This is a genomic window from Litchfieldella qijiaojingensis, from assembly GCF_014651875.1.
GTDB classification, from domain to species: Bacteria; Pseudomonadota; Gammaproteobacteria; order Pseudomonadales; family Halomonadaceae; genus Litchfieldella; species Litchfieldella qijiaojingensis.
Window position 1 is genome coordinate 25,860 of sequence record NZ_BMXS01000023.1, and the last position, 25,687, is coordinate 51,546.

The 25,687-nt window shown below is 62.3% G+C and carries 27 protein-coding genes; 11 read left to right on the forward strand and 16 right to left on the reverse strand.

Translation table 11 applies throughout. The features are described from left to right. Positions 1-11 precede the first annotated feature (11 nt). On the reverse strand, positions 12-1,400 hold the full coding sequence (locus IE093_RS17885) for a KamA family radical SAM protein (RefSeq protein WP_189471581.1): 1,389 nt from the start codon (positions 1,398-1,400) through the stop codon (positions 12-14). Positions 1,401-1,690: 290 nt separating this feature from the next. Here IE093_RS17885 and IE093_RS17890 point away from each other — a divergent pair, with 290 nt between their 5' ends. Then, positions 1,691-2,224, forward strand: coding sequence for a macro domain-containing protein (locus IE093_RS17890; RefSeq protein WP_189471582.1), 534 nt, complete (start codon positions 1,691-1,693; stop codon positions 2,222-2,224). Here IE093_RS17890 and IE093_RS17895 read toward each other — a convergent pair. The 4 genes from IE093_RS17895 to IE093_RS17910 form a co-directional block, all read right to left on the reverse strand. Further along, the gene (locus tag IE093_RS17895) at positions 2,221-2,649 is read right to left on the reverse strand and encodes a DUF4124 domain-containing protein (protein ID WP_189471583.1); all 429 of its coding nucleotides are present in this window, start codon (positions 2,647-2,649) and stop codon (positions 2,221-2,223) included. The genes IE093_RS17890 and IE093_RS17895 overlap by 4 nt on opposite strands. 86 nt (positions 2,650-2,735) lie before the next feature. Continuing rightward, positions 2,736-4,031, reverse strand: a complete 1,296-nt coding sequence (locus IE093_RS17900) for a TRAP transporter large permease (RefSeq protein WP_189471584.1) — start codon at positions 4,029-4,031, stop codon at positions 2,736-2,738. Continuing rightward, positions 4,021-4,500 (reverse strand): TRAP transporter small permease, encoded by a 480-nt coding sequence (locus IE093_RS17905; RefSeq protein WP_189471585.1) that lies wholly within the window; start codon positions 4,498-4,500, stop codon positions 4,021-4,023. Before IE093_RS17905 ends, IE093_RS17900 begins: the two co-directional genes overlap by 11 nt. Positions 4,501-4,575: 75 nt before the next feature. Beyond that, positions 4,576-5,583: a DctP family TRAP transporter solute-binding subunit gene (locus IE093_RS17910; RefSeq protein WP_189471586.1), complete on the reverse strand. Its 1,008-nt coding sequence runs from the start codon at positions 5,581-5,583 to the stop codon at positions 4,576-4,578. Positions 5,584-6,118: 535 nt separating this feature from the next. Here IE093_RS17910 and IE093_RS17915 point away from each other — a divergent pair. Both IE093_RS17915 and IE093_RS17920 read left to right on the forward strand, forming a co-directional pair. Continuing rightward, positions 6,119-6,886: an outer membrane protein OmpK gene (locus IE093_RS17915; RefSeq protein ID WP_189471587.1), complete on the forward strand. Its 768-nt coding sequence runs from the start codon at positions 6,119-6,121 to the stop codon at positions 6,884-6,886. Between the two features lie 160 nt (positions 6,887-7,046). Further along, a complete protein-coding gene (locus IE093_RS17920) occupies positions 7,047-7,934 on the forward strand; it encodes a DMT family transporter (RefSeq protein WP_189471589.1) in 888 nt (295 codons plus the stop codon). Here IE093_RS17920 and IE093_RS17925 read toward each other — a convergent pair. The 4 genes from IE093_RS17925 to modA all read right to left on the reverse strand — a co-directional run bounded on the left by IE093_RS17925 (position 7,870) and on the right by modA (position 11,156). Continuing rightward, on the reverse strand, positions 7,870-8,451 hold the full coding sequence (locus IE093_RS17925) for a DUF192 domain-containing protein (RefSeq protein WP_189471591.1): 582 nt from the start codon (positions 8,449-8,451) through the stop codon (positions 7,870-7,872). The two genes, IE093_RS17920 and IE093_RS17925, sit on opposite strands and share 65 nt — an antisense overlap. Positions 8,452-8,558: 107 nt before the next feature. Continuing rightward, positions 8,559-9,674 carry an ABC transporter ATP-binding protein gene (locus IE093_RS17930; protein WP_189471594.1) on the reverse strand — a complete coding sequence of 372 codons (1,116 nt, stop codon included), beginning with the start codon at positions 9,672-9,674 and terminating at the stop codon, positions 8,559-8,561. A gap of 4 nt (positions 9,675-9,678) precedes the next feature. Further along, positions 9,679-10,347: a molybdate ABC transporter permease subunit gene (gene modB / locus IE093_RS17935; RefSeq protein WP_189471596.1), complete on the reverse strand. Its 669-nt coding sequence runs from the start codon at positions 10,345-10,347 to the stop codon at positions 9,679-9,681. Then, positions 10,347-11,156 carry a molybdate ABC transporter substrate-binding protein gene (modA, locus tag IE093_RS17940; RefSeq protein WP_229803715.1) on the reverse strand — a complete coding sequence of 270 codons (810 nt, stop codon included), beginning with the start codon at positions 11,154-11,156 and terminating at the stop codon, positions 10,347-10,349. Before modA ends, modB begins: the two co-directional genes overlap by 1 nt. A 205-nt stretch (positions 11,157-11,361) precedes the next feature. Here modA and IE093_RS17945 point away from each other — a divergent pair, with 205 nt between their 5' ends. Next, positions 11,362-13,092 carry a bifunctional diguanylate cyclase/phosphodiesterase gene (locus IE093_RS17945; protein ID WP_189471600.1) on the forward strand — a complete coding sequence of 577 codons (1,731 nt, stop codon included), beginning with the start codon at positions 11,362-11,364 and terminating at the stop codon, positions 13,090-13,092. A gap of 46 nt (positions 13,093-13,138) precedes the next feature. Here the strand turns inward: IE093_RS17945 and IE093_RS17950 are convergent, their stop codons facing one another. Continuing rightward, entirely contained in the window at positions 13,139-14,041 is a 903-nt protein-coding gene (locus IE093_RS17950) for a LysR family transcriptional regulator (RefSeq protein ID WP_189471602.1), read from the reverse strand. Between the two features lie 165 nt (positions 14,042-14,206). On the opposite strand from IE093_RS17950, the gene IE093_RS17955 reads away from it, so the two are divergent. Both IE093_RS17955 and IE093_RS17960 read left to right on the forward strand, forming a co-directional pair. After that, positions 14,207-14,548 carry a hypothetical protein gene (locus tag IE093_RS17955; RefSeq protein ID WP_189471603.1) on the forward strand — a complete coding sequence of 114 codons (342 nt, stop codon included), beginning with the start codon at positions 14,207-14,209 and terminating at the stop codon, positions 14,546-14,548. Between the two features lie 107 nt (positions 14,549-14,655). Beyond that, positions 14,656-15,426, forward strand: coding sequence for an ADP-ribosylglycohydrolase family protein (locus IE093_RS17960; protein WP_189471604.1), 771 nt, complete (start codon positions 14,656-14,658; stop codon positions 15,424-15,426). A gap of 18 nt (positions 15,427-15,444) precedes the next feature. Here the strand turns inward: IE093_RS17960 and IE093_RS17965 are convergent, their stop codons facing one another. Then, complete coding sequence (locus IE093_RS17965) at positions 15,445-15,933, reverse strand: MarR family winged helix-turn-helix transcriptional regulator (RefSeq protein WP_189471605.1); 489 nt, start codon at positions 15,931-15,933, stop codon at positions 15,445-15,447. Positions 15,934-16,020: 87 nt separating this feature from the next. Here IE093_RS17965 and IE093_RS17970 point away from each other — a divergent pair, with 87 nt between their 5' ends. From IE093_RS17970 to IE093_RS17980, 3 genes are all read left to right on the forward strand, one after another. Continuing rightward, positions 16,021-16,965: a DMT family transporter gene (locus IE093_RS17970; protein WP_189471606.1), complete on the forward strand. Its 945-nt coding sequence runs from the start codon at positions 16,021-16,023 to the stop codon at positions 16,963-16,965. Positions 16,966-17,013: 48 nt separating this feature from the next. Further along, positions 17,014-17,649, forward strand: coding sequence for a nitroreductase family protein (locus IE093_RS17975; protein WP_189471607.1), 636 nt, complete (start codon positions 17,014-17,016; stop codon positions 17,647-17,649). Positions 17,650-17,977: 328 nt separating this feature from the next. Then, a complete protein-coding gene (locus tag IE093_RS17980) occupies positions 17,978-20,125 on the forward strand; it encodes a methyl-accepting chemotaxis protein (protein WP_189471608.1) in 2,148 nt (715 codons plus the stop codon). A 46-nt stretch (positions 20,126-20,171) separates the two neighbouring features. Here IE093_RS17980 and IE093_RS17985 read toward each other — a convergent pair whose 3' ends face one another. Continuing rightward, positions 20,172-20,975, reverse strand: coding sequence for a class I SAM-dependent methyltransferase (locus IE093_RS17985; protein ID WP_229803717.1), 804 nt, complete (start codon positions 20,973-20,975; stop codon positions 20,172-20,174). 157 nt (positions 20,976-21,132) lie between these two features. On the opposite strand from IE093_RS17985, the gene IE093_RS17990 reads away from it, so the two are divergent. Next, on the forward strand, positions 21,133-22,179 hold the full coding sequence (locus tag IE093_RS17990; RefSeq protein WP_189471610.1) for an AraC family transcriptional regulator: 1,047 nt from the start codon (positions 21,133-21,135) through the stop codon (positions 22,177-22,179). Between the two features lie 145 nt (positions 22,180-22,324). Here IE093_RS17990 and IE093_RS17995 read toward each other — a convergent pair whose 3' ends face one another. From IE093_RS17995 to IE093_RS18005, 3 genes are read right to left on the reverse strand one after another with little or no spacing between them, the layout of a single operon-like run. After that, a complete protein-coding gene (locus tag IE093_RS17995; RefSeq protein WP_189471612.1) occupies positions 22,325-22,804 on the reverse strand; it encodes an SRPBCC family protein in 480 nt (159 codons plus the stop codon). Between the two features lie 21 nt (positions 22,805-22,825). Then, positions 22,826-23,449 (reverse strand): LolA family protein, encoded by a 624-nt coding sequence (locus IE093_RS18000; protein WP_189471614.1) that lies wholly within the window; start codon positions 23,447-23,449, stop codon positions 22,826-22,828. 3 nt (positions 23,450-23,452) lie between these two features. Continuing rightward, on the reverse strand, positions 23,453-23,893 hold the full coding sequence (locus tag IE093_RS18005; RefSeq protein ID WP_189471615.1) for a cupredoxin domain-containing protein: 441 nt from the start codon (positions 23,891-23,893) through the stop codon (positions 23,453-23,455). A 227-nt stretch (positions 23,894-24,120) separates the two neighbouring features. Between IE093_RS18005 and IE093_RS18010 the strand changes: the two genes are divergently transcribed. Further along, entirely contained in the window at positions 24,121-24,939 is an 819-nt protein-coding gene (locus IE093_RS18010; RefSeq protein ID WP_189471618.1) for a class I SAM-dependent methyltransferase, read from the forward strand. 240 nt (positions 24,940-25,179) lie between these two features. On the opposite strand, the gene IE093_RS22940 is transcribed toward IE093_RS18010, so the two are convergent. Then, positions 25,180-25,350: a group II intron maturase-specific domain-containing protein gene (locus tag IE093_RS22940; RefSeq protein WP_422730995.1), complete on the reverse strand. Its 171-nt coding sequence runs from the start codon at positions 25,348-25,350 to the stop codon at positions 25,180-25,182. Between the last annotated feature and the right edge of the window lie 337 nt (positions 25,351-25,687).

The window sequence follows — 25,687 nt, forward strand, 5'->3', positions numbered from 1 at the left end:
AATGTCGTTCACTACGAGACTTTGTGGATAAGGGCCTGTTTACGCGACTTCATCGCCTCGAATTCGTCTTCATGAAAGAACCGCTTTTCGCCCAGAGCTGGCTGGAGATGGTGGAGCCAGGTAGCGCTCTCGTCATACTTGGCAAAGAAAGGTCGCTGTACCCAGTCGGCACTGCGTCCTTGGATGAAACGCAGCACGAAGACCTTCTCGCCGGCCACTTCGGTGATCCCCTGGATTTCCACCTTGCCCGGATCGGCGGACATCGAAGGTCCACGAGCGGTACGCGCCAGCCCCGGTACCCGTTTCATGGCCTCGCGGTAGATCTCGAAGGCCCGGACCAGAGGCACTTCGAAGTAATGCCGCGCGCCGGTATCGCGCTCGACGAACATGTAATAGGGAATCATCCCCAGCCGTACCTGAGTGGTCCACATCCGCGCCCAGACGTCAGCATCGGCGTTGATGTGATTGAGCAGCGGTGCCTGGGTGCGAATCTCGGCGCCAGTGGCACGGATACGACGGATCGCCTCGCGGCAGATGGGGGTTTCCATCTCGCGCCAGTGGTTGAAGTGGGCCATGAAGGCGACGTGCTTGCCCGCCTGAACCAACTCGCGGAACAGTGCCAGAATATCCTCCGCATCGGGGTCGGTGACGAAGCGATACGGCCAGAAGGTCAGGCTCTTGGAGCCGATGCGTATGTCCTGGACATGATCGAGTTCCGGCTTCGTCAATCCTTCCAGGTACATGCGCAAGTGCTTGGCCTTCATCACCATGGGATCGCCGCCGGTCATCAGCAGGTCGGTGACCTCGGTGTGCTCGGCCAGGTAACGATGCAGCGAATCGGCCTCGTTGGAAGCGAACTTGAGATCCTTATCACCGACGAACTGCGCCCAGCGGAAACAGAAGGTGCAGTAACTATGGCAAACCTGGCCTTGGCTGGGGAAGAACAGCACCGTTTCCTGGTACTTGTGCTGCATGCCCGGCAACGGCTCGCCATCGAGCAGCGGTAGGTTGAGATCCATCTGCCCCGCCGGATGGGGATTGAGTTCGCCGCGTATGCGTTCGACCACCGGCTTGAGCTCTTCCATGGAGGCGTCGCGCTTCAACAGCTCGGCAACCTCGTCGAAGTGATCCGGCAACAGCATGCCCCGCTGGGGAAAGGTCAATTGGAAGACGGGATCGTCCGGCACCTTGTCCCAGTCGATCAACTCATCGATCACGTACTGATTGACGCGGAACGGCAACACCTGGCTGACCACCCGCATGTCGAAGCGCAGGCCTTCAGACAGCTTCTGTATAGCCTCGATCTTGTCCAGTTGGCGATGGGTATAGACCTTGAACTGACGCGCCTCGAAGGCCTCGGCCCGCGGATCTCCCAGTTCGATATTCACACGCTGATTCATGCCATCTCCTCTTGGTCATCATGCAGCGCATGGTCGGACACGGCACTTCTCGACCGATGGGGCACGGCCGACGCACTGCATGGTGGTCATTCGGGGACGGCCATTGGTACAGACTCGAGAGAATAGTTGCAAGTCTTGCGGCCTTTTGTAACGAATGTCTCGAAAAACCTGCGAAAACGAGACGATTCAGTCAGCCAACGCCAGCGCTAACGACACCCTGCCAACTCGACTGGCATGCGTTAGGCTGATGAATGTCGATTGATGCCAGAAAGCTTCCAAAGGAGGTTGTCATGGCGCCAACACAAGTCACGATCGAATGCGTCAAGGGCGACATCGCTAACCAACCGGACATCGATGCCGTGGTCAATGCCGCCAACGCCCAGCTACGCACCGGCGGTGGCGTGGCCGGGGCCCTGCACCGTGCCGCTGGCCCAGGACTGGCAGAAGAATGCCGGCCGCTGGCGCCGATCAAGCCGGGTCAGGCGGTGATCAGCGGCGCCCACAACCTGCCCAACCGGCATGTGATCCACTGCCTGGGGCCGGTATATGGAGTCGACGAGCCTTCGGACGAGTTGCTTGCCGCCTGCTACCGCAATGCCCTGATCCTGGCTGAGGAACACGAACTGACGTCCGTGGCGTTTCCCTCGCTCTCTACCGGTGCGTTCGGTTATCCCATGAAAGAAGCCACGCGCATCGCATTGAGCACGGTGATCGACGCCAGTCGGAATTGCCAGTACTTGCGGCTGATACGCTTCGTGCTGTTCGACGACAACGCCACGGACCTGCACCGCCAGACACTGGAAGACTTGCAGCGACAGGGCTAGCGGCAATCCAGGCGGTAACGCTTCTCCAACTCGCGACGCTCGGCGCGCAGTCGATTGCCCTCTGGCTCGGTGTCACCAGCGCGAAGGAGCCGCTGGATATATACCAGGCGGCGATCGATAACGACGCAGCTCGGCGACGGGACCATGTCCGGGCTGGGCGGACGCGCTGGTTGCGCGGGCTCTCTTGGCACCTCAGGGGTAAGTGGGCGATAAGGCGACTCGCCGGGTGGCTGCCTGGGAGTCAGGGCGGGTAGGTCGTAACGATCGATCTCGAGTTCCAGCACGACTTCAGGGGGCGGGGGGCGATCCGAAACACGCCGTCCGCCGTCGGCATCCTGCCAGGAGTAGAGTGGTGCCTGGGCGTGCGCCACGTCGCCCAGGCCGAAAGCCAGCACCAGGCCAGCCCACCATCTGCATCGGTTCATTGGCTTGCTTCCATTTCCTGGAGCCCCATCCTTGGTGGGCATCGCCAGCATGCCGCAGTGTTGCCTCATTCATTCAGAATATCAGGCTAGACGTTATAGCCGAGAACACCAGGAAGCCATAACGCAATATCCGGGAAGATTGCCACCAGTGCCAACGCCGCGGCCATTGCAACGACGAATACCAATGCCCAGCCGATGGTCTGTTCCAGCCGAATCCTGGCCACCTCGGTGGTCACCATCAAGTTGACCGCCACTGGCGGCGTGAACTGGCCGATGGCGATGTTCATCGCCAGCAGGATGCCGAACCATACCGGATTCCAACCGAAGTGCTGCATCACCGGGATCAGGATCGGCATCATAATCAAGTAGATGGAGATGGCATCGAGCAGCATGCCAGCGGCGAGCACCGCTAGCATGATCAGTACCAGCAACAGCGTCCCATTGTCGGACAGGCCGATGATCCATTCAGCCAGTTCGCGGAAGGTGCCAAGCATGGTGCCTGCCCAGGCGAAGATACCGGCCAAGGCGATGATCAGCATGACCACTCCAGAAATCACCGCCGCCTCGCCGAACAGTTTCCACAAATCGCGCAAGCCCAACTCGCGGGTAATGAAGATGCCCACCACCACACCGTAGGCTACAGCCGCGACCGCAGCCTCGGTAGGCGTAAACAACCCGCTGCGGAGGCCCCCGAGGATCAAGACTGGAGCGAACAAAGCCGGCAGCGCCTGCTTGAAGCTCTCGCCAAGAGGCGGGCGTTCAGTGGTTTCCGGGGCCTCCCATCGATGGAGACGCGACAGCCAGAAGGCCGGTACCAGCAGCGCCAAGCCGGCGAGGATGCCGGGGAATAGGCCGGCGGCAAATAGCGCACGCAGGTCGACCCCCGGCACCACGATGGAATACAGAATCAGCGCCACCGAAGGCGGTATCAGAATGGCCGTGGACGCCGAAGCGGCGATCAAGGTCGCCGAAAAAGGTTTCGGATAGCCGGCCTTGGTCATGCTCGGCAGCATCACCATGGCCACCGCTGCGGCATCCGCCGGCCCCGAGCCACTCATGCCGCCCATGATCATACACACCAGCACAGCGACCAAACCCAGGCCGCCGTGGCGAGGACCGATCAGCGCCTGGGCGAAATGCACCAGGCGCGCCGCCACCCCGGCACGTTCGAAGATCAATCCGGTAAGAATGAACAGCGGAATGGCGATCAATGGGTACTTGGCGATGCTGTTGTAGGTGTTGGTGCCAAGTGTGGCCAGCATCGTCGGCGACAGGCCGGTGACGATCCCCACCGCGCCTGCCAGCCCCAAGGAAAAAGCCACCGGAACCCCGGCAACCAGCAGCCCCAGAAAGCTCAGGATCATCCATAGATCAGGACTCATCGTCGAGCCCCCCGCGCAAGCGGTCGAAGGTCTGTTGTGTCAACCGCAGCAGCATCAATGCCGAAAGCAACGGCAACCAGGCAAGGTACCACCACTGCGGCAAACCCAACCCCGGCGACAACGAGCCCCACTGGTACTCATCCCAGGTCAGCTTGCCACCGAACCACACGATCAATGACAGCACCACGGCCCCGCACAGCCACTGAAAGACGATCAGCGCCCGACGCGGCCCCCAAGGCAACGCTCTCTCCAGCAGTCCGATACGGATATGGCCGTTGCGGCGCAGTGCCACCGAAGCGCCTGCGAAGGTCAACACCACCAGCAGGAAGACCGAAAACTCCTCGGTGAACGCGAAAGACGCATTGGTGACATAGCGCACCACGACATTGGCCAGACTGATCACGGCGATGATCGTCAGCGCCAGCGTCGCAAGCACCCGCTCCAACCGGGCATCGGGTCGCACTTGCATGGCTCCTCTCACGACGGTGCCGACCCGGGAAAACGGGTCGGCACGCAGGACAAGACATCAAAAGAGTAACGGGAATCAGCGCGCCTCGATCGCGTCGCGCGCCGTATCGACCAGATCCTCGCCAATCTGCGGCACCCACTGCTCGTAGACGCTCTGAGTCGCCTCGACGAAGGCCTGGTGCTGCTCGCCATTCAGTTCGACGACCTGCACCCCGCGCTCCTGGATCGCCGCCAGACGCTCGCTTTCCTCCTCGCGGGTCATGGCGATTTCCCACTCGCCGGCATCGATGGCCGCCTGACGCAGCAGTTCCTGGTCTTCCTCGGGCAACGTGCTCCACACGCGCTCGTTGACGGCGAAGATCAACGGGTCGTTCATGTAATTCCACAGCGTCAGGTGCTGCTGACCGACCTGATCGATACGGGCCACGTCGAACACCGACAGCGGATTCTCCTGACCGTCCACCGCGCCAGTGGTCAACGCCGGCTTGGCATCGGCCCAACTCATCTGCGTGGGGTTGGCACCGAGTGCGGTGAAAGTGTCCTGGAACAGCGGCGACCCCACCACGCGGATCTTCAGCCCGTCCAGATCGGCCGGCTCGTCGATCGGCCCCTTGGAGTTGGAAAGCTGGCGGAAGCCATTCTCGCCCCAGGCCAGCGGTACCACACCGCGCGATTCGATAGCGTCGAAGATCATCTCGCCGGCCTCGCCGCCGGTGACAGCGTCCACCGCCGCGTTGTCCGGCATGAAGAACGGCAGCGAGAACAGGTTGAGTTCCGGCACCTGGGGCGACCAGTTGATGGTCGAGCCGATCGCCATGTCGATCAGCCCCTGGCGCATGGCCGAGAATTCACGGGTCTGGTCGCCTGCAACCAGTTGAGAATTGGGATAGACGCGCAGGGTGATGCGCCCCTCGGAGCGTTCCTCCACCAGTTCGGCCCACTTCTCGGCGGCCTGACCCCAAGGGAAGGCATCGGAAAGCACGGTGGAAACGGAGAATTCGCGCGCCTGAGCGGTCACGGCCGTGCACAACAGGGCGGCACCAGCCAGAACGGTGGTCAGACGGGAACAGCGAAATGCAGTCATGGCGTGTCCTTGAATGCGTTGGCCTGGTCATGAAACGCCAGGCACATTATTGGTATTGGGTATTGGAGAGAGATGGCTGCTCATGGCAGACCATATGACACCATTTCAGTGTCGTATGAACGACTCATTGTAAAGCGCTAGGCATCGAAAGAAAGAGCCATTATCCAAAAGCTGAATAAGCTACTCCTGACGATCATCTCCACGTCACACCGCTCAAGGATGCCCCGTCCCACTACGCAACCTGCTTCTAGGCCTCACCGTCATCGCCATCTGGGTGGTGTCGCAACTGCTGATACGGCTCCATTCGCCGAAGGCTGTCATTACTTCGCCTCAGGCGGATATCAATAAGCGTGATACGGGCTATGGCCTGTTGCAGATTGTGATCCCTCATTAGCTTCCTTATAAGTGTATACACCGAGTGTTGCTCATATGCTCGGCAAAATGTCTACAACTTCGAGACTAGCTACCACGCATATAAGGGAGTGCCACAAGCCAAGGCTTATGACTCTCAAGACAAGACCTAGGACTGGAGCTAATGATGTACAATCACAAGAAACTCGCCCTTGCCGCTGCCGCCTCAACCCTGGTGCTCAGCCAAACCGCTTCCGCTGCCCTCTACAGCACAACCACGGTCGAGGCGCTGTATGGCTGGGACTATGAGGATCGCGCCGGTGCCGGTTTCTCCATCGACAATGAAGAGCACGCCATCCTCACCTTCGCCAATGCCACCGGCTGGACTTATGGCGACAGCTTCTTCTTCGTCGATTTCACCAACCTGGATCAGGGCAGCAGCGACGAGAACAGAGCCGGCAGCGCCCATGCGGAATGGAGCCTGCGCGGCAACCTGGGTTCACTAAGTGGTCTCGATCTCTCCTTTGGCCCGGTTAACGGTATCTATGCCATCGGCCAGCTGGATATCGATCGCAACTCGGCCACGCGGAAGACCACGCATCTGACCGGCCTGAGTTTCGATTTCGATGTGCCTGGTTTCCGCTTCGTCAAGCTGCATACCATGTACCGCAATGATGAGAGTGCCGCGGCCCGCGGTAGCTCAGAGCAATACACCCTGGTCTGGAATGCACCGTTCAGCATCGGGTCTGCCGACTTCACCTTCGAAGGCTTTCTTGATTACATCACCGAAGAAGGCGACCTCGAATCTCAACTGCTCACCCAACCTCAACTGGTCTGGCATGCGACCCCCCATCTGGGTATCGGAGTCGAGTACCAGTACTGGGAGAACAAGTTCGGCCTCGCTGGTACCGATGAGTCGACTCCCCAGTTGATGGTACGCTGGACCTTCTAAGCCCGCACATCTCGATAGCGTCCATGCTGCGGCGGGGTATGTCCATGACACCGCCGCGCTTTCCAAGCCCCAACACCATCACCAACAGGCGGCCACTCCCCTGGTCGACAGCTCTGGTTATGCTAGAGTGCTTAGCTCACTCATTATCAGGACAGTGAGCGTGCCGTTACGCGACCTTCTGCTGGGTTTTACCGTCATCGCCATCTGGGCGCTGAACATCATCGTCATCAAGGTAGGAGTGGCGGACATGCCCCCACTGCTGATGACGACCCTGCGCTTCATGCTGGTGGCGGCGCTGCTGGTGCCGTTCAATCCCGTTGCACCACACCAATTTCCTTTCCTGCTGTTGCTGTCGGCGACCTTCGGCACCCTGCACTTCGCCTTGCTGTTCATTGGCCTGGAGCAAGCCGAAGCCGGTACCGGCGCACTTCTGGTGCAAATGGGAACGCCATTCGCCACGCTGCTGGCAGTAATCTTTCTCAAGGAACGCTTGGGGCCGAAGCGCCTGGTTGGCCTGATCCTGTCGTTTGCCGGGGTAATTGTGCTGGCCGGTGGCCCGACCCTACCCTCGGCACTACCGCTGGCCCTGCTGTTGCTAAGTGCGTTGGGTTGGGCAGTCTCGCAACTGCTGATCAAGCGTGGACCGAACATTCCTCCACTGGCGCTGGCAGGCTGGGTGGCGTTGTTCGCCGTGCCCCAGGTCGCGCTGGGCTCGCTGCTGTTCGAGCACGACCACATGAACGCCATGGTCAATGCCGGCTGGGCCGGTTGGGGCGCGGTGCTGTATACCGCTGTCATGTCGTCCATCGTCGCCTATGGCTTGTGGTACGGCCTGTTGCGACGTCACCCGGTCAATCGCGTCGTGCCTATGACCCTGCTGGTGCCGGTGCTGGCGGTGCTGCTCGGTGTGATACTGCTCGGCGATGGCCTCGGCATCCACAAGCTTGCCGGTGGCGCGCTGGTGGTGACGGGGATCGCGCTGATCATTCTGCGTTTTCGACCACGCCCGAAGCCTGAGGGAACTCCTCACCAGAAGCCCCACGGCTAGGGACGCATTGCCCCTCCAATCCCTGTGCCGTCACGCAGTCGCCCACCTCGATGCCCCGCTCGGCGAAGTAACCGGCATTGACCTCGAGTGCCGCCACGTAGGTGCCCCCGGCCCGGGTCACCGGGCAGCCGCTCGGATCCTGGGAGGTGCAGGGGGTCATGCTGGCCATGCTCAGGATACGGCCATCTTCCCCGATGAAGGCGATATCCAGCGGAATGCGGGTGCGATACATCCAGAACCCGGTGCGCGCCGGCTGGGGACGGTCATAGAGAAACAGCATGCCGGCATCCGGGGCGAGGCTATCGCGCTCCATCAGACCTCGGCCACGCTCGGGCAGTGTCCGCGCAATTTCCACCTGTAGCTTATGTGGCCCCTGATCGCTGTGAATGGAAAGCGTCTCACGCTCCCGCTCGGACATCGAGTCCGTCGGCGAGGCAGCGAGCCCCGCAATCGGCAGAAAGCTCGCAACCAATAGGGAGGAACAGGCGACCAGTACCTCGCGACGCGACATTCTCATATTCGATCTCCTCGATGACATCGACGATATGCCATCATGCGATCCCCCGGACCATTTACATAATGACGATGTGATGGCATTCCTCATACCCTGTTTTTCGATGACTCTCAACAGGTTCCGCGAGACATCAAGTGGATTCCCTGCGCCAATAGCGAAACGCTGGCTTCCGCTCCGTGGGCCAGGCCATTGCGACGTGCCGCATGGGTGGCGATCTCGAAACGCAACGTATCCTCGGTGTGTTCGAAGGACAGGGTGATCAGCGCCATCCCCCCCAGCACGATCATCTCGCAGACCCTTCCCGTCACCGGGTTCTCACGCTCGCCCCGCGAAGGCCGCCCGCGACGATGCAGCACCACGTCGGAAGGCGGCACATACCAGTGCACCTCGCTCCCCTTGTCGAGGTCTTCCAACCCCTGGGCCACCTCGAGCCGGTAGGGCCCCCAGGCCAACCGGGCCTCGCCATGCTCCACCACCTTGCGACCTTGGAAAACGTTGTGCTTGTCGAGCAAGCGCGCGACCTCCGCCGACACCGGCCGTCGGAACAGACTCTCCGGCGGCCCGCTCTGCAGGGTGCGCCCGCCATGCAATACGCATAAGCGGTCGGCCAGGGCACTCGCCTCTTCCAGGTCGTGGGTAACCAGCAGAATGGGAATATCGATCTCCTCGCGCAGCAAGGCCAGCTCGCGCTGCAAACGCCGGCGCGTGACCTGATCCACCGCCGAGAAGGGTTCGTCGAGCAACAGCACACGGGGCTCGCGCGCCAAAGCCCGAGCCACCGCCACCCGCTGACGCTGTCCGCCCGACAGTTGCGCAGGGTAGCGATCCTCCAGCCCCTGCAAGCGCACCCGGGATAGCCAGCCGGCCGCCCTGGCGCGACGCTCGCCGCGCGGCACGTGCTCCATGGCAGTCATTACGTTGTCCAGCGCCGTGAGATGCGGGAAGAGGGCATAATCCTGGAAGACGAAGCCGATGCGTCGCCGCTGGGCACTCAGACACACCCCGGCAGCGGCGTCGAACCAAGTCTCACCAGCGCACTGAATCCGCCCACCGGCCGGCCGATAGAGCCCGGCGATGGCCCGTAGCAAGGTGGTCTTGCCGCTTCCGGATGGGCCCACCAGCGCCAGCAGCTCTCCAGGGGAACAACGGAAATCGGCCGCCAACGGGATCGGCCCCGCCTGATGCAGCGACAGCGCCAGCTCGGCCAGCGCGGGCTCGATCGACATCGTGCTAGACACCTATCCCCCTGTTTCGACGCGCCAGGGCATAGACCACGCCGATGGTGACGAACGACACCAGCAGCAACATCGCCGACATCTGGCTGGCACCGCTTTCGTCGAAGGCCTGCACGCGGTCATAGATGGAAATGGCCAAAGTGCGGGTCTCGCCGTCGATCGACCCGCCGACCATCAGGATCACTCCGAACTCGCCCAGGGTATGAGCGAAGGTCAAGGCCATGGCCGACACCAACCCTGGCCAGGCCAACGGCAGTTCAATGCGCAGCAAGGTTTGCCAAGGCGACAGGCCACTGCACCAGGCCGCTTCGCGCAAGTGGGCGGGTACGTTCTCGAAGGCACGCTGAATCGGCTGCACGGCGAAGGGCAGGTTGACCACCAGCGAGGCCAACAGGATACCACTGAAGGTAAAATTGAGCCCTTCGCCGGTCAGCCGCTGCCATAGCCCTCCCAATGGCGAGTCGGCGCCGAACGACAGCATCAGGTAGAAGCCCAGCACCGTGGGAGGCATCACCAACGGCAGCGCCACCAACGCCTCGCACAGCACCCGCCCCCGAAAGCGTGTCACCGCCAGGGTGCGTCCCAACCATAAGCCAAACGGCAACAGCAGCAGGCAGGTGAACACCGCCAGACGCAGCGAAACCGCGAGCGCCGTCCAGTCCATCAGGGCTCCTCTTGCAGTGGCTCAGCGGGCAGGCCGAATCCATAGCGTGCCAATATCTCGCGAGCTTCATCCCCCTGCAGATAGTCATAGAAGCGATGCGCGGTCTCCCCTGCCCCTTTCACCAACACCATGCGCTGGTTGAGCGGTGCGTGCCAGTCCTCGGGAATCAATACATAGTCGCTACGTTCGGCCAACGTGGGAGCCAGTGCCAGGGAGTAGGCCACCAGGCCGCCACGAGCATCGGCGGAAAGCGCGAACTGCGCTGCCTGCGAGACATTCTCTCCCATCACCTTGAGCGGCTGAATCTCATCCCACAGACCGACGCGCTCCAGCACGTGTCGAGCGGCCACGCCATAGGGTGCATGCTCCGGATTGGCCAGGGCGATTCGCGACCTGCGCCCGGTTTCTCGATATTCTTCGAGTGCCCGCTCGACGGCCGCCAAGGGGTCGCCTTCACCTGGCAGGTCATCGCGCTCGGCACGCTGCAACCACACCAGCCGCCCATAGGCATAAACGATGCCCTCGCTTTCGGTCAGTCCATCCTCATGCAAGGCCAGCGCATTGATGTCATCCGCGGAAAGAAACACTTCGAAGGGTGCCCCCTGGGCGATCTGACGACGAAAATTGCCCGAGGAACCGAAGTTGAGGCGAACCTGCTGGCCCGACTCGGCCTGGAAACGAGTGGTTATTTCGGACAATGCAAACTGCAGTGAAGAAGCTGCCGCCACCGTTGGCGTCTCGGCCTTGGCAAGACCAGATAGGCTAATCAACAGCGTTCCCAACAACAGCCAGCACGATGTTTTTTTCATCAGCAACATGCTCAACCAGCAAGAATAAAGAACTGCCACCACGAATACTGACCAATCGGTCAAATCATAATATCATGCGCAAATTGTCGGTGATCCATCAAGACTTGGCAAAAACGGTCGCCTGAGTTGAGTCATGGAAACGCAACATTTCTGTCGCAGTATCGCCACGAGAGCCTATTCGCTCAGCAGGGAACGATAACGATACATGCAGCGAACCGACGCGCAGTGGCTGGACGACATCTTCGAAACCGAGAACCTCACCCCCTTGTTCCAGCCCATCGTGGATGCCGGCAATCAAGCCATCTTCGGCTATGAGGCCTTGATACGCGGCCCCTCCGACTCGCCGCTGCATTCCCCGCTGACACTCTTCGATACCGCCTCGAGGCTGGGCCGGCTGGTCGATCTCGACCTGCTGTGCCGCCGCCTGGCGATCCAGCGTTTCACTCGCCTCGGTCTGCCGGGACGGCTGTTCCTCAACGTGCTGCCCACCACCATCGTCGAGCGCGACTTCCGCGAAGGGCTCACGCTGCAGTATCTCGACCAGGTGGGCCTGGCGCCGGAGCGGGTCGTCATCGAGTTGACCGAGCATACGCCGATCCACGACTACGCCCTGATGCGCCAGGCCGTCGACCACTATCGCCGCATGGGCTTCCTGGTCGCACTCGACGACCTGGGAGCCGGCTACTCGGGGCTGCGTCATTGGGCCGAACTACGTCCCGACTTCGTCAAGATCGATCGCCACTTCATCAACAACATCGACCAGGATCCGCTCAAGCGACAATTCCTGCAGTCGATCCTCGATGTCTCGCGCCACCTAGGCTGCCAGGTCATCGCCGAAGGCATCGAAACCACGGGGGAATATCGTTGCCTGTGGGGGCTCAACTGGAGTTTCCTGCAGGGCTACTACTTCTCGCGCCCCAGCGAGAATCCTCCCCAGGCCATCGAGCACATGTTGCCGGCCAACACCCCCCATGCCGGCCAGGTCGCGGGAATCGCTGCCAGCATCTGCCGTCCCATCGAGCCGGTCGAGATCGATACGCCGGTACTGAGCCTGGCCCAGCGTTTCCGCGCCCAATCCGATCTGCGCTGCGTGGCGGTGGTACGACAACGGGTGCCGGTAGGGATCATCCGTCGTCACGAGTTCCTGACCCTGTTCACCAACCCCTTCAGTCATTCCCTCTATGCCAAGCGCCAGGTGGAAGAACTCATCGAAAAGCGCTGGCTCATGGCGCGTCACGACACGCCTCTGGAGCAACTCAGCCAGCAGATCACCGATGCCAACGACACCATGCAGGAAGACGTGGTGATCGTCGACGAGCAAGGCCATTATCGAGGCATGGGTCGCCTTCTGGACCTGCTGCGCGAGATCACCGCCATCCAGGTTCGCAGTGCCCGGCACGCCAACCCCCTGACCGGCCTGCCCGGCAATGTCCTGATCAACGACACCTTGGCGGCACGCTTGAACGATGCCCAACCGTTCGTGACCGTCTATTGCGACCTGGACAACTTCAAGGCCTATAACGACACCTACGGCTACGCCCGAGGCGACAAGGTCATCGTCGCCCTGTCGCGCATCCTGCAAGAGCAGATCGGCTGTCGCGATGATTTCGTCGGACATATCGGCGGCGACGACTTCATGATGGTGCTGGTTTCCAAGGACTGGCGTGGCATCTGCCAAAGTATCCTCACCGCCTTCGAACACCTTGCCCCCAGTTTTTACGACCTCGAGCATCGTCGCGCCGGCGGCATACGCATCGAGAACCGCCAGGGCGTCGAGACCTTCTACCCGCTGGTCAGTCTCTCGATCGCCGCCCTGCCAGTCCCTGCCGGGGCACACTACAACCCGCTGGATATCGCCGGCCAACTATCCGAACTCAAGACCCAGGCCAAGAAATGGCCTGGCAATTGCCTGTTCGTGGACCGCCGCCAGCCTTAGGCTTGATCCGAAAACTGCCTGCGCTCGACCACTTTTCTGACAAGCCTTAGTGCCGCAGATCACGGAACACGTCCGCCACATGCCCAGCCAATGCCTCGCTGGCCGCGCCGATTCCTTCCCTGCGGAGCAATACGACCTGATATTCGCCGAGCGGCGGCAACCCGGCATCCGGCTCCACCTTGCGCAACGGTGCTCGCACCAGGCTCAAGGGGAACGGTGCCACGGCAAGATCGGCCAGCATGGCGGCCTCCTGGCCGGCGCAATGCTCGCTGGTATAGGCGATACGGTAGCTAATGCCGGCACAATCGAGAGCCGTAAGCGCCATCGCGCGCCAGGCACAGCCATGATTGGCCAGCGACACCGGAAGCGGAGAGCGACGCGGTGCGACCCCGCCTTCACGACACGCCCAGACCAGCGGCTCGGTATGCACGATCTCACCGCGCTCCGCCTCCTGGCCCTGGTTGCCAGCGGTCACCAGCACCAGATCGAGCTCACCGTCATCCAGGCGCTGCAGCATCTCGATACTGCGCCCCACCACGACATCGACCTGTACCGCCGGGTGTGAACGGGCGAACTGCGTCAGCACACCGGGCAGGATGCGGGTACCAACATCGTCGGGTGTGCCGAAACGCACTGTCCCTTCCAGCGACGGCGCAAGGAACTGGGAGACAGCCTCCTCGTTGAGCTTGAGCAGGCGCCGCCCATACCCCAGCAACACTTCTCCTTCCGGGGTAAGCCGTACCCGACGCGCCTCGCGCACGAACAACGGATGTCCGAGGGTCTCCTCCAGCCGTTTGATCTGCATGCTCAAGGCCGAGGGGGTACGGAAGACTTGGCGTGCCGCACGCGTGAAACTGCCGCTTTCCGCTATTGCCACGAAGGTCCGCAGCACATCGGTATCCAGCAGCGGCAGTGCGGCGGATTGAGATGACAAGGCAGGAAGTGTCATGGCATCAACCTTTCAGATTTTCTTAAAACGAAATGTAGATCTTTTCGTTGGATTTAACAAACCTTGCCCGCCATGCTTGTCCCTGAGGTCGCGACCCTTACTCATTTTTCCGAAACCGATTCGGTGGCCACCGTCAGCCAATAGCCACCCAGAGGAGGCGTCGTCATGTCCAATCTCAACCAGCGCTTGCCACACACCGAACGCTTGCCGCACACCGATAGCGATCGGCAAAAACCGACCCACCCGCCCATGCCGGACTTCTACATGCCCGCCATGCCGCCACTGGGCCTGATCACCGCGGTGGAGAACGGAATTCGCACTCTGGTTCGCCGCTGGCGGTTCCGGCGGCGCTTCCTGTCCCTGCTCGACTACGACGACCACATCCTCGAGGACATGGGGCACGATCGCGAGGAAATCCTATGGGCCTCACGACTGCCGCTACGAGTGGATGCCACCCAGGCGATCCTGGAGCGCCGGGAACAACGCCGTAAAGCGCTGCGGCAATGATGGCCGAGTGCGCGGAGCGGCCGGATCGCACAAAGGCGATGCCGGCCGCTCTCCATAGCGACTAGTCTGAAGGCATACACCATGCAGGCATATAACAGGAGGCCGCCATGCTCGGTGCCATCGCCGGTGACATCATCGGCTCCGTCCATGAAGGTGCCGGCACCAAGACCCGTGACTTTCCTCTCTTCGTCGCCGCCAGCACGTTTACCGATGACAGTGTGCTGACAGTGGCGGTGGCCGATGCCCTGCTGCACGGCGGCGACTACGTCGACCTTTTCCACGACTACTTCCACCGCTACCCGGATGCCGGTTTCGGCGGCTACTTTCGCGGCTGGGCCACCAGCCGCGACCGCGAACCCTACAACAGTTGGGGCAACGGCTCCGCCATGCGTGTCAGCCCCGTCGGCTTCGCCGCCCAATCGCTAGACGAAGCCGTGGAGGAAGCCAGGCGCAGCGCCGCGGTCACCCACGATCACCCCGAAGGCATTCGCGGCGCGCAAGCGATCGCCGCAGCCATCTACCTGGCTCGTCACGGCGCCGACAAGGCCGACATCAAGGCCCGGATAGAGGAATTGTTCGGCTACCGTCTGGAGAAAGCCCTGGCAGACATCCGCCCGCGCTATCGCTTCGACGTCTCCTGCCAAGGCTCGGTGCCACCATCCATCATCGCCTTTCTGGAATCCGACGATGTGGAATCCGCCATCCGCAACGCCATCTCGCTCGGCGGCGACGCCGACACCATGGCCTGCATGGCTGGCGGCATCGCCGAGGCCTACTATGGGGGACTACCCGAGGAGCTGAGGAAGGAAACCATGGCGCAGCTCGACGCACCGCTTCGCGAGATCGTCGAGCGGTTCGCTGCACGCTATGGCTTGTGACGCCACCCGGGCCTCGTCCTACTCTTCGTCCAACCCGTCAAGCAGTTTGCCGAGCAACTTGCTCAACGTCTCTTGCTCTTCCCGGCTGAGAACGGAAAGCATGCGCGCCTCGTTCTCCACATGCAGCGGGACGAGCCGATCGATCAGTTCGCGCCCTTTTGTCGTCAGTGAAACCAGTATCCCGCGTCGATCCTCGGGATTGGGTGCGCGGACGATCAATCCAGTCTTTTCCAGCCGGTCCAGACGGTTGGTCATACCACCCGAGGAAATCATCAGTGCCTCGAAGAGCTGGGTCGGACCCAGCGCATAGGGTTCGCCGGCGCGGCGCAGCGTGGCCAGCACGTCGAACTCCCCCGCCTGCAAGCCATGCTGCTTGAAGAAGGCGTCCAACTGGCCCTTGGTGATCAGTTGAGTCGTTTTCAGATAGCCGACCACCTCCATCGGCAGGAGATCGAGATCGGGCAGCTCACGCTGCCATTGGGTCACAGCCCATTTCACTCTATTCATTGCCAACCATTTATCTTGATACTAAGATAGTTTTAACAAAGATACTTCACAGGAAGATACTTTATAGCAAGTGATAGGAGCAGAATGATGGCGAATACCGAACTGTCGCGCAAGCATACCGACCGGGCTGGGGTGTATGCGTTTGGCTGCCTGCTGCTGGTCGGCACCTTTCTCGCGCTGTCACTGGTGGTGGCGAAACTGGCCGACGGCGCTGGAGCGCCACGACTGACCTTCTTGATGCTGGCAATGGCGGGCGCCGCAGCCGTGCTGGTCGGTATCGCGGCGCTGCAACGCCAACCGATGGCGCTCAACCGTCGTACCCTGGAATATGCCGCCGTGGCCGGGGCGCTGTTCGCCGTGCCCAATGCGCTGGCCTTCCTCGCGGTGCGCCATGTCGGCGCGGGCTTCATCTCACTCAGCTTCGCTTTCCCCATCCTGATCACCTGGTTGCTGGCCGTATGGCTGAGCCTGGAGCGTCTGCGTGCAATGCGCTTGGTGGGCGTGCTGCTGGGGCTTGCCGGAGGTCTGGTGCTAGCCACCGCCAAGGCCGGCGGCACGGATGGCGCCTGGGGCTGGGCTGCCCTGGTGCTGGCCATGCCGCTGGTGATCGCCTTGGGCAACATCTATCGCACCTTGCGCTGGCCAGAGGGCGCCTCGCCGGTATTCCTGGCCGCGCTGATGATGCTCGGAGGCTCGCTGACGCTGTTGCCTTTCGCATTGTCGTTCGAGCCAGGACAGCTGCAGGAGCTCACCGGGTCCACGGCGGCACTCCGGCTCCTACTGGTGGAAGTCGGCATCTTCTCGGTGCTTTACCTCTTTTATTTCGTGCTGCAGAAACTCGCCGGCCCTGTCTACCTGAGTCAGATCGGCACGGTGGCAGCGCTGGTCGGCACACTGATCGCGGTGCTGGCACTCGGTGAGGCGCCGCCTCCCAACCTCGGCCTGGCAGGCGTGCTGGTCGCCTTCGGCACACTCCTCTTTCACCGCGGTGCTCGCACCGCTACCGCTCGCGGCGACATATCGTCCGCCTGATACCCCATCCCCAAGGCAATCCCCTCTTACCTCATTTGGAGATATTGCATGAGCATCACAGAAGCCCTTCACTGGCGCTACGCAACGAAACGCATGAACGGGCAGAAAGTCCCCCAGGAAAAACTCGAGCGGATCCTGGAAGCCGCACGCCTGGCGCCGTCGTCTTACGGATTGCAGCCCTATTCCATTCTGGTGGTGGAAGATGAAGCGCTACGCGAGGCGATCAGGCCTGTGGCATTCAATCAGCCGCAGATCACCGAATCCTCCCACCTGCTGGTGTTTGCGGCCTGGGACCCGGTTCATGAGGGACATGTCGATGAGTTCATCCGTCTGACCGCCGAAGAGCGCGGAGTGGAGCTGGCAGAGCTGGAAGGATATGAAAGTGCGATCAAGGGCACGGTAAACGGCTTTGCCTCAGCGCAAGACAAGTTTCACTGGGCGGCCAAGCAGGCCTACCTTTCGCTGGGTGCCGCGCTGGCGGCGGCTGCAACGGAACGGGTGGATGCCTCCCCCATGGAAGGCTTCGACTCCATCGGCCTAGACAAGCTGTTGGGGCTCAAGGAACGCAACCTGCGCAGTGTCGTCCTCATGGCATTGGGTTATCGCGATACCGACAACGACAGGATGGCCGGTCTCAAGAAAGTGCGCTGGCCCAAGGAGAAGCTGTTCATCCATATGCAATAGAAGTATGGGTATCGCCCCCACTTTTGACGCAAATGACCACTACTAAGTCGCCTTAGCCATCTCATCCCTTCCTTGAAAGGCGTTATGGTCGAACAGTCTTTGTCCGACCGGCGCCTTTTCCCAAGGAAGCGCTGAATAAATCGACGAGCATGGTCAAGCGCAAGGCGCACGGAGCACAGAAACCGGAGCCTATGGGGTATAGGTGAGGATTTCGCGCACCGCGCAACGCAGCGATTGAGTAGCGCAGGCATTTATTCAGTGTTTCCCTAACGGTCGGAAGACCGGGCACCAACACCTCATATACATTCATAATAACGAGTCCCCCGATATGCGCTTCCAATTCCGCTCCCTTCGACTGCTCGTCGTCACCCTGGCCGGCACCTGCATCCTGGCAGTGACGGCAGCCCTGGTCAGCTATTCGATGGTCTCTGCCTCGCGCACCCAGGACGTGGTTGCCGAACATACCCAAACCCTGCTCGAAAGCAGCATCGATGAGCGGTTGTCGTCGCTGGCGGCGACCGAAGCCGGCCGTATCCGCAACGAACTGGACCAAGCCCTGACGCTTGCCTCCCAATTGGCACATACCAACGCACTGATGGGCACCAAGGATGAAAACGGACGCCCCCAATTGCGTTTGAGCCGCCATGAAGTCTCCAACCTGGTACGCCACACCGTGGTCGAGAACCCTAAGCTGCTGGATGCCTACATCGCCTGGGAGCCGGATGCCTTCGGTGCCGACAGGCTGTACGCCAATCGCGCTACCGGCTTCGCCGACGGCAGCGGCCGCTTCCGCCCCTGGTGGGTTCGCGAGGCCGATGGCAGCATGCGCCTGGAACCACTCAACGAGACCAACATGGAAAGCGAGGCACCTCTGGGCAACGGGCTACGCCAAGGCGAATATTACCTCTGCCCACGCGACACGCTGGCCCCCTGCATCATCGATCCCGCGGCCTACGATTACGCTGGCACCATGCGCATGGTCACCTCCTTCAACGTGCCGATAGTGGTCGACGGTGAGTTCCACGGCATTGCCGGCGTCGACCTGTCGGTGGATTTCACCCAGGAATTCCTCACCGAAGCCAACCAAGGGCTTTACGACGGTGCCGGCGAGATGGCACTGATCGCTTCCCGGGGCAGCGTGGCGGCCTATACCGCCGACACGGCCGCGCTCGGTGGCGCAGCCGACCAGGTGCTGGGCGACAGGATCCATCAACGGATTCTCGAAGCCCAGCGCGGCGGCGAGATGCAACATGTCAGCAATGCCGACGGCATGATCGAACTCTATTGGCCCTTCTCCGTCAGCGCTGACCAAGCGCCTTGGATATTGGTCACCCGCCTGCCGCAGGAAGTGGTCCTGGCCGAGCTCGGGGCCCTCCAGCACACCCTGGACAACCAGCGCCACCGGAGCCTGCTGGGCATGGGGCTGGTGGGGTTACTGGTGGCCGGCCTGGGCATGGTGGCAATCTGGCTGGTGGGCAACGGTATCGCCATGCCACTACGCGAGTTGGCCGGGCGCATGCGCGAGATCGCCTCCGGCGACGGCGACCTGACCCAGCGCCTGCCGGTCAAGGGACGCGACGAAACCGCCGAACTGGCCATTCAGTTCAACGCCTTCGCCGACAAGATCCATGACGTGCTGCTCGACGTGCGCGAGAGCAGTGAGGCGGTACGCGTTGCCGCCAAGGAGATCGCCAGCGGCGGGCAGGATCTGTCGCGGCGCACCGAAACAGCCGCCGCCAGCCTGCAGCAGACCTCTGCCTCGATGGAGGAGATCACCAGCACCGTGGAACACACCGCCCAATCGGCCCGCGAAGCCAACGATCTGTCGCTGTCGGCCTCCGAGGTCGCCGGACGCGGTGGCGAAGTGGTTTCCCAGGTCGTGGCCACCATGGACGAGATCACCGACTCCTCTCGTCAGATCGCCGAGATCGTCACGGTCATGGACGGCATCGCCTTCCAGACCAACCTGTTGGCACTCAATGCCTCGGTGGAAGCGGCGCGTGCCGGAGAACAGGGTCGTGGCTTCGCGGTAGTGGCCGGCGAAGTGCGCCAGTTGGCTAGCCGCTCGGCGGAGGCCGCTCGCGAGATCAAGGCGTTGATCGACACCTCGGGCGCCAAGGTTCGTAGCGGCACCGAACTGGTCCGCCAGGCCGGCGAGACCATGAATGAAATCGTCGCCAGCGTGACCCGCGTCACCGATGTGTTGGGCGAGATCACCGCCGCCGCCGTCGAGCAGAGCGACGGTATCGGTCAGGTCAACGTGGCGGTCGCCGACCTGGATCGCATGACCCAGGAGAATGCAGCACTGGTCGAGGAGTCGAGCGTCGCCGCCGAACAGCTCGAGGCGCAATCATTGCGCCTGGCCAAGGTGGTCGGCGGCTTCACCCTAGCCAACTCGGCCCCACACGCTCCGCTATGGACACCCACCGCACTGCCGGCGGCACCGACTCGCCAGCCCGAGTGGGAAACCGGCTAGGGCAAGGTACCGTACAGGGGGCGGCCCGCTGCCCCCGGCGTGTCCGTCATGGCTTCACCGCAGTGATGACCAGCGCCGGCATGTTGAACTCCACGTCGCCATTGGGCGTCGTGAAAGGCCGCAGCGATACCCGGGCTTCCCGGTCCAGGCGAGCGAACTGGTCCTGGTCGAGCAGCCCGCCAAGGGTCCAGGCACAGGCTTGCTCGGTGGCGACCAGGTCCGCGATGGAGGCAAAGCGCACCCGGCCGTCGCGCTGCGTCACCTCGGCGTCGGCGATGCCCGCCGCCGCACACAGCTCCAGCAGTGTTTCCCGGTCACCCAACACAAACGGCGCGCGGAAGGCGTCCGCTACCGAAGCGCCGAAGAGTCGTTGGAGCAGTTCGGCGAACACGGCATATCCCGGGGAGTGGTCCAGGGCATCGCAGACGGCCACGGCGAGCCGCCCACCCGGCCGCAACATCCGCAGCATCTCGCGCAGCCCCGCGGCGCGGTCATCGAAGAACATCAGGCCGAACTGGCTGACCACGCTATCGAAACCAGCCTCCGGGAATGGCAGGGACTCGGCACGCCCCTGGTGCCAGTCGATAGCGGGCGACACCCGACGCGCCACCGCCAGCATCTCGGGATTGGGGTCCACACCGACTACCGACCCGCGCGGACCGACACGCCCGGCGGCGGCGCGGGCAGCGACGCCGGTGCCGCATGCCACGTCGAGCACGCGTTGCCCCGGGCCGATACCGGCCATGTCGGCCAGCACATCGCCCCACTGCTGGAACAGCGCGGGCACGAACCGCGCCTCATATACTTCGGCGGGAGAGTCGCTGACCCTTTGGGTCGCCATTTCGTTCATCGTGATTCCTCCTCGGTGGGCAGGTCGATCCAGAGCGCGTCGGCGGAGGTGGCATGAGGCACCCGAGGTGGCCGTCCATGAGGTATCCTCATGGGGAGCGCTCGCGACGCGCTTGCGCGCCGCCCGCATCTCTGTAGAAACAGTCTAGGGAGAGGGCATGAGCAGCCACCATGACAGGGCATCCGGATCGCCTGCCACAGCGTCCGATGTGTCCGCAGCCGACGATCCGCTCTCCGATGTACTGGAGACGGTACGGCTGCGCGGCGCGCTGTTCTTCCAGTGGCAACCCTTCTGGCCCTTCGCCAGCGGCGTGCCCAGCGACCGCCTGTTCGGATCCCTGATCCTGCCCGGCGCCGAGCGGATCGTCTCCTATCACATCGTGACCCAAGGCCCTTGCTGGGGCAGTGTGGCGGGCGAACGGCCCGTCCGGCTCGAGAGCGGTGACATTCTGCTCGTGCCCCACGGCGATGCCTACGTCATGTCCAGCGAGCCGCGCCAGTCCAGTCCGGAGGACGAGGCGCCCACCATCGAATTCTTCCGCCTGATGGCCGCCGGCGAGCTGCCGCCGCTGGTCGTCGAGGGCGGGCCCGGACCGGTGCACAACCGCATCATCTGCGGATTCCTGGGTTGTGATGTGCGCCCCTACAACCCGGTGTTGAGCGCCTTGCCGCGCATGATCCACTTGCCTGCCCGCGCACCCGGCACCCGCGATCCGCTATCGCAGTTGATCGACTTCGCCCTGGTCGAGTCCGGACAAGGACGCGAAGGCGGCCGCTGCGTGCTGCTGCGGCTCAGCGAGCTGATGTTCGTGGAAGTCATCCGGCGTTACCTGGTCTCCGCGCCGCAACCGCAATGCGGCTGGCTCGCGGGGCTGCGCGATCCCCTGGTCGGTCGCGCCCTCAGCCTCTTGCACCGGCGCCCGGCCTTCCCCTGGACGCTACAGACACTGGCCCGCGAAGCCGGCACGTCCCGCTCCACCCTGGCCGAGCATTTCACACGCCTGGTGGGCGAGCCGCCCATGCAGTACCACACCCGCTGGCGCATGCAGGTTGCCGCGCATCGCCTGGCAGCTGGGAGCAGCAAGGTCTACGGTGTTGCGCAGGAAGTGGGCTATCAATCGGAGGCTGCGTTCAGCCGTGCCTTCAAGCGGGTCGTGGGCATGTCCCCGGCGCAGTGGCGGCAAGCCCGAGCAGGGGAGGATTGACGCTCGGTGTCAGGGGAAGACCATAGTGGCCGGGTTGCCCGAAACCGGGCCAAGGTGCAACAACGTGCCTATCTGCTCGCCTCCACGGCGTTGAGCGAGTTGATGGCCTGGCTTGACTGAAAGGGGCGGCCGTGCGTTTCGGCATTCAGTGGTGTTCAGTGCCCAGCAGGCGCGCATCCAGCCATCGCGACAAACCGACGGCGCCATCCTGCATCACGTCGTGGTGGCTCCAAGCGAACAACGGTCGGGCAACGGGAGCCAGCAGATTCATCCAGCGCCGGGTGCTACGCACCTGCCACTCGTAGCGCACCCGCGTCACACGGCCTTCCTGAGACAGTCGCCAGCAACCGGTGCCTTCCACATCGCCACTCGCCTCGCCGGCGATCAAGCGGGGGGCGTGCACGTCCGTCACGCGAATATCGAAGCACAGGCGATAGCCCAGGCGGCTCTTCCAGGTGTAGCGATAAACCCGCCCAATGCCTTCCGCGTCACCGGCGGCCAGTTCCTCCACCTTGAGCAGTCCCTTCCACCAGCGCGGCCATTCCAGCGACTGGCTGAGCGCCTGATAGACATCATCGATAGGGGCCTGCAGCCACCAGGTGGTGACGTAACGGTATTCCGCCATGCCGCTGACCCCGCGCCCGTCTCAGGGGGAAAAGACGTTGGAGGGCAGAACGGGATCGATGACGATGTCCTCCATCAGCACGGTCTCGACCCGGTCCCCATGTCGGTCGTAACCGATCACCTTGCGCGGGAACAGCGTCCGGTCGTCGAGCCAGAACTCGAAGCGTGCCACTGGGCCCACCGTCTGCCCCTGGTTGCCCTCCACTTCCAGATGATGCACCGGGTGGCCATTGAGGGACTCCTCACCCAGGTGCCGCAGTTCTCCCTGTTGTTGCAGGCGCTGCACGTTACGCAGCATCGTACCCACGTCCGACTCGTCGATCCGGTGCCCGCGCGCGCTGCGCACCAGACGGTTATTGGGGCTCAACGTCATTCCGGCGCGGCGCTCGGGGGAACCGAACGGCCAGAGGCGTACCTGATGGGTATGGGGATCGTAGATCAACACCGCGCCGCGGAAGGGCTTGACCATGTCCATGCGCACGAAGCCCGGGCGCTGGTAGGTGTAATGCAAAATCTCCTCGCCGCGTTTGCCCCGGCTGTGCAGTGTCAGCTGGTAGGCATTGACCAGCTCGAAGCGTGCCAATGCCGCCGCCACCGGATCGGAATCCAGGCTCAGCGACACCATCAGCAAGAGCTCCGGCAACATATCTCACTCCACCACCTCCAGCACACCGTACATTCCCCTGTCGCGGTGGCTAGGGAAGAACAGCAACTTTTTGTCGCAATAGAAAACCAACCGACCCGGTACCTCGGGGGTAAAGCGGATGACCTTTTCCTCGCGCTCCAGTTCCTCCTTGATATCCAGCCCCATCACCTCTGACTGAATCACCAGGCTGTGCGGTGCGAGACCAGGCTCCATGCTGGCTACCAGTTCCACCGGCACCCCGGCCTTTACCTGGATACGCTCAGACTCGAAGAAATAACTCCTACCAACGAGGCGGACACGTTGCACACCGTCGCTGTCGATCGTCGCCACATAAGGCTCAGTCTCGGCCCGTGTCTCGCTCGTAGTCAGGGCAATCAGCGCCGCTACCATCAGCATCCCCACCCACACGATTTTCCTGTTCTTCTTTCTTTCGTCGAACACCATCACATCCGCCTCTGGCCACATGTCGTCAGCATAGTAGCGGATCGCTGCCCCCCGCATAAGTCACAGAAAATCCACGAAACCAAGCACTTGCATCACTCCAAGGTGGAGCGAGCCCTCACTTCGCCCCTCTACCCCGAACGGCCGCAGGCTTGTCACGCTTCTCGGATTTTTCTTAGTCACCCCAGTAAGCACTTACTTACACTGTGCTTATGGATCGGGAGACGCGGATGCCAGCCGAGAAGATCACCCTGAGCGGAAAGCAGGAAACGTTCCTCATCACGCTCTATGCCAAGGCCATGGAAAGCCGCATGCCGGGCTCGCTGCTCAAGGACGAGTTCGCTGCAGAAGCGATTCGCCGGATCGATTACGATTTCACGAAACTGAATGTCCCGCACGACCCCATGATCGGCCTGGCGTTGAGGGCCAAGATCCTTGATGACTGGACTCGTGAATTCATCGACCACACCCCCATCGCGACGGTACTGCACCTTGGCTGTGGATTGGACAGCCGGGTATTCCGGCTGGAGCCGCCCACCAGCGTGCACTGGTTCGATATCGACTTCCCGAAGGTGATCGAGCTGCGCCGCCGCTTGTACCCGGAACGCGATGGATGTCACCTGATCGGGGCATCCGTCACCGACCCGGACTGGCTGCGCGATGTGCCAGCGGAACATCCGGTAATGGTGATCGCCGAAGGGCTCCTCCCCTATCTGCGCAAGCACGAAGTGCTCCGCCTCCTCGATACGCTCACCGCATACTTCCCGAGTGGCGAACTGGCATTCGACGGCTACAGCCGGCTCGGCGTGAGCCTGCTCAGGTTCGCCCCACCGGTCAGGGCAACCGGCGCCTCCCTGCACTGGGGTATCGACGATCCTCGCGAACTCGAACGCCAAGTTCCCAGGCTCAAACTCGTCAAGGAACTATCCGGGCTCGATGATCCAGCACAGATTATCAGAATGACCTGGCCCACCCGCCTGACAATCCTCTGGTGCCAATTCGTTCCCGCCTTCCAAAGACTCGGCCGTTTCCTGCTCTATCGTTTTTGATGGAAATCACGACCCTTGCGATTGTACTGTGGATAGGGGTCGGGAAGGCATAGCCTCCCTGCCCTCCGAACCGTGCGTGCGGTTCTCCCGCACACGGCTCTCCAGTCGATGGTTTCAGCATCGTGATTGGCTCGCCCGCTGCCAGGCCTCTGCCAGGGTGAAGAGCCCAGCAGCAGCGAAGGTTGCATTTGGCCAGCGTCGCGTATCTGCCCGCGTGTTACCACGGCCAGGACGTTTCTCCTAGCGTCGCAGAATTGCGCGCAGTCGGCGTCTGATGAAGCCATCCGGTGATCTGAATGTCGTCCGATAGGCGTGCTTGAAGTAGCCGAACCAGTCTCGCAGGATCGGGGTCAGGGCGGCGATGATCTGCCGGAGGCTCTTCCCTTCCGTCCGGCGGGTCTTGCTCCTCACTTCGGCTACGGGGCCATGGCTTACCCCCGATGCGGACTTTCACCGCACTGCGTACACGCCTTCACGGGCGCACTTGGAGCGGCTTTAGCCGCGATTGACAGGCAGAAATCGACCCTTAGTTGTCATTCGCGCATCGTCCGAGGAGCCAGACCTGCATGTCCGCTTTTGGGGAAAAGCGCAGGAATGTCGTCAAGGCGCAGAGACGGTGGGTTCTTGGCTCACGTGGGCGTGGTGAGATGGGCGTCGCACTCGCCCGTGAGACAAACCGTTAGCGGCTGGACCAGCGTCGGCGCTCTGTCGATCGGTGGAATGGGCGCCGTCCACGCAACAGGCTGGA

What these genes read in the sequence shown, in the direction of transcription:
- IE093_RS17955 (WP_189471603.1), top strand. Translation starts at nt 14,207, where the DNA reads ATGTCCAATCTCAACCAGCGCTTGCCACACACCGAACGCTTGCCGCAC.
- IE093_RS17990 (WP_189471610.1), top strand. Translation starts at nt 21,133, where the DNA reads ATGAGCAGCCACCATGACAGGGCATCCGGATCGCCTGCCACAGCGTCC.
- IE093_RS17960 (WP_189471604.1), top strand. Translation starts at nt 14,656, where the DNA reads ATGCTCGGTGCCATCGCCGGTGACATCATCGGCTCCGTCCATGAAGGT.
- IE093_RS17965 (WP_189471605.1), bottom strand. Translation starts at nt 15,933, where the DNA reads ATGAATAGAGTGAAATGGGCTGTGACCCAATGGCAGCGTGAGCTGCCC.
- IE093_RS17925 (WP_189471591.1), bottom strand. Translation starts at nt 8,451, where the DNA reads ATGAGAATGTCGCGTCGCGAGGTACTGGTCGCCTGTTCCTCCCTATTG.
- IE093_RS17900 (WP_189471584.1), bottom strand. Translation starts at nt 4,031, where the DNA reads ATGAGTCCTGATCTATGGATGATCCTGAGCTTTCTGGGGCTGCTGGTT.
- IE093_RS17985 (WP_229803717.1), bottom strand. Translation starts at nt 20,975, where the DNA reads ATGAACGAAATGGCGACCCAAAGGGTCAGCGACTCTCCCGCCGAAGTA.
- IE093_RS17995 (WP_189471612.1), bottom strand. Translation starts at nt 22,804, where the DNA reads ATGGCGGAATACCGTTACGTCACCACCTGGTGGCTGCAGGCCCCTATC.
- IE093_RS17905 (WP_189471585.1), bottom strand. Translation starts at nt 4,500, where the DNA reads ATGCAAGTGCGACCCGATGCCCGGTTGGAGCGGGTGCTTGCGACGCTG.
- IE093_RS17970 (WP_189471606.1), top strand. Translation starts at nt 16,021, where the DNA reads ATGGCGAATACCGAACTGTCGCGCAAGCATACCGACCGGGCTGGGGTG.
- IE093_RS17890 (WP_189471582.1), top strand. Translation starts at nt 1,691, where the DNA reads ATGGCGCCAACACAAGTCACGATCGAATGCGTCAAGGGCGACATCGCT.
- IE093_RS17950 (WP_189471602.1), bottom strand. Translation starts at nt 14,041, where the DNA reads ATGACACTTCCTGCCTTGTCATCTCAATCCGCCGCACTGCCGCTGCTG.
- IE093_RS18005 (WP_189471615.1), bottom strand. Translation starts at nt 23,893, where the DNA reads ATGGTGTTCGACGAAAGAAAGAAGAACAGGAAAATCGTGTGGGTGGGG.
- IE093_RS18000 (WP_189471614.1), bottom strand. Translation starts at nt 23,449, where the DNA reads ATGTTGCCGGAGCTCTTGCTGATGGTGTCGCTGAGCCTGGATTCCGAT.
- IE093_RS17975 (WP_189471607.1), top strand. Translation starts at nt 17,014, where the DNA reads ATGAGCATCACAGAAGCCCTTCACTGGCGCTACGCAACGAAACGCATG.
- modB (WP_189471596.1), bottom strand. Translation starts at nt 10,347, where the DNA reads ATGGACTGGACGGCGCTCGCGGTTTCGCTGCGTCTGGCGGTGTTCACC.
- IE093_RS17885 (WP_189471581.1), bottom strand. Translation starts at nt 1,400, where the DNA reads ATGAATCAGCGTGTGAATATCGAACTGGGAGATCCGCGGGCCGAGGCC.
- IE093_RS17895 (WP_189471583.1), bottom strand. Translation starts at nt 2,649, where the DNA reads ATGAACCGATGCAGATGGTGGGCTGGCCTGGTGCTGGCTTTCGGCCTG.
- IE093_RS17945 (WP_189471600.1), top strand. Translation starts at nt 11,362, where the DNA reads ATGCAGCGAACCGACGCGCAGTGGCTGGACGACATCTTCGAAACCGAG.
- IE093_RS17980 (WP_189471608.1), top strand. Translation starts at nt 17,978, where the DNA reads ATGCGCTTCCAATTCCGCTCCCTTCGACTGCTCGTCGTCACCCTGGCC.
- IE093_RS17910 (WP_189471586.1), bottom strand. Translation starts at nt 5,583, where the DNA reads ATGACTGCATTTCGCTGTTCCCGTCTGACCACCGTTCTGGCTGGTGCC.
- modA (WP_229803715.1), bottom strand. Translation starts at nt 11,156, where the DNA reads ATGAAAAAAACATCGTGCTGGCTGTTGTTGGGAACGCTGTTGATTAGC.
- IE093_RS17915 (WP_189471587.1), top strand. Translation starts at nt 6,119, where the DNA reads ATGATGTACAATCACAAGAAACTCGCCCTTGCCGCTGCCGCCTCAACC.
- IE093_RS17930 (WP_189471594.1), bottom strand. Translation starts at nt 9,674, where the DNA reads ATGTCGATCGAGCCCGCGCTGGCCGAGCTGGCGCTGTCGCTGCATCAG.
- IE093_RS18010 (WP_189471618.1), top strand. Translation starts at nt 24,121, where the DNA reads ATGCCAGCCGAGAAGATCACCCTGAGCGGAAAGCAGGAAACGTTCCTC.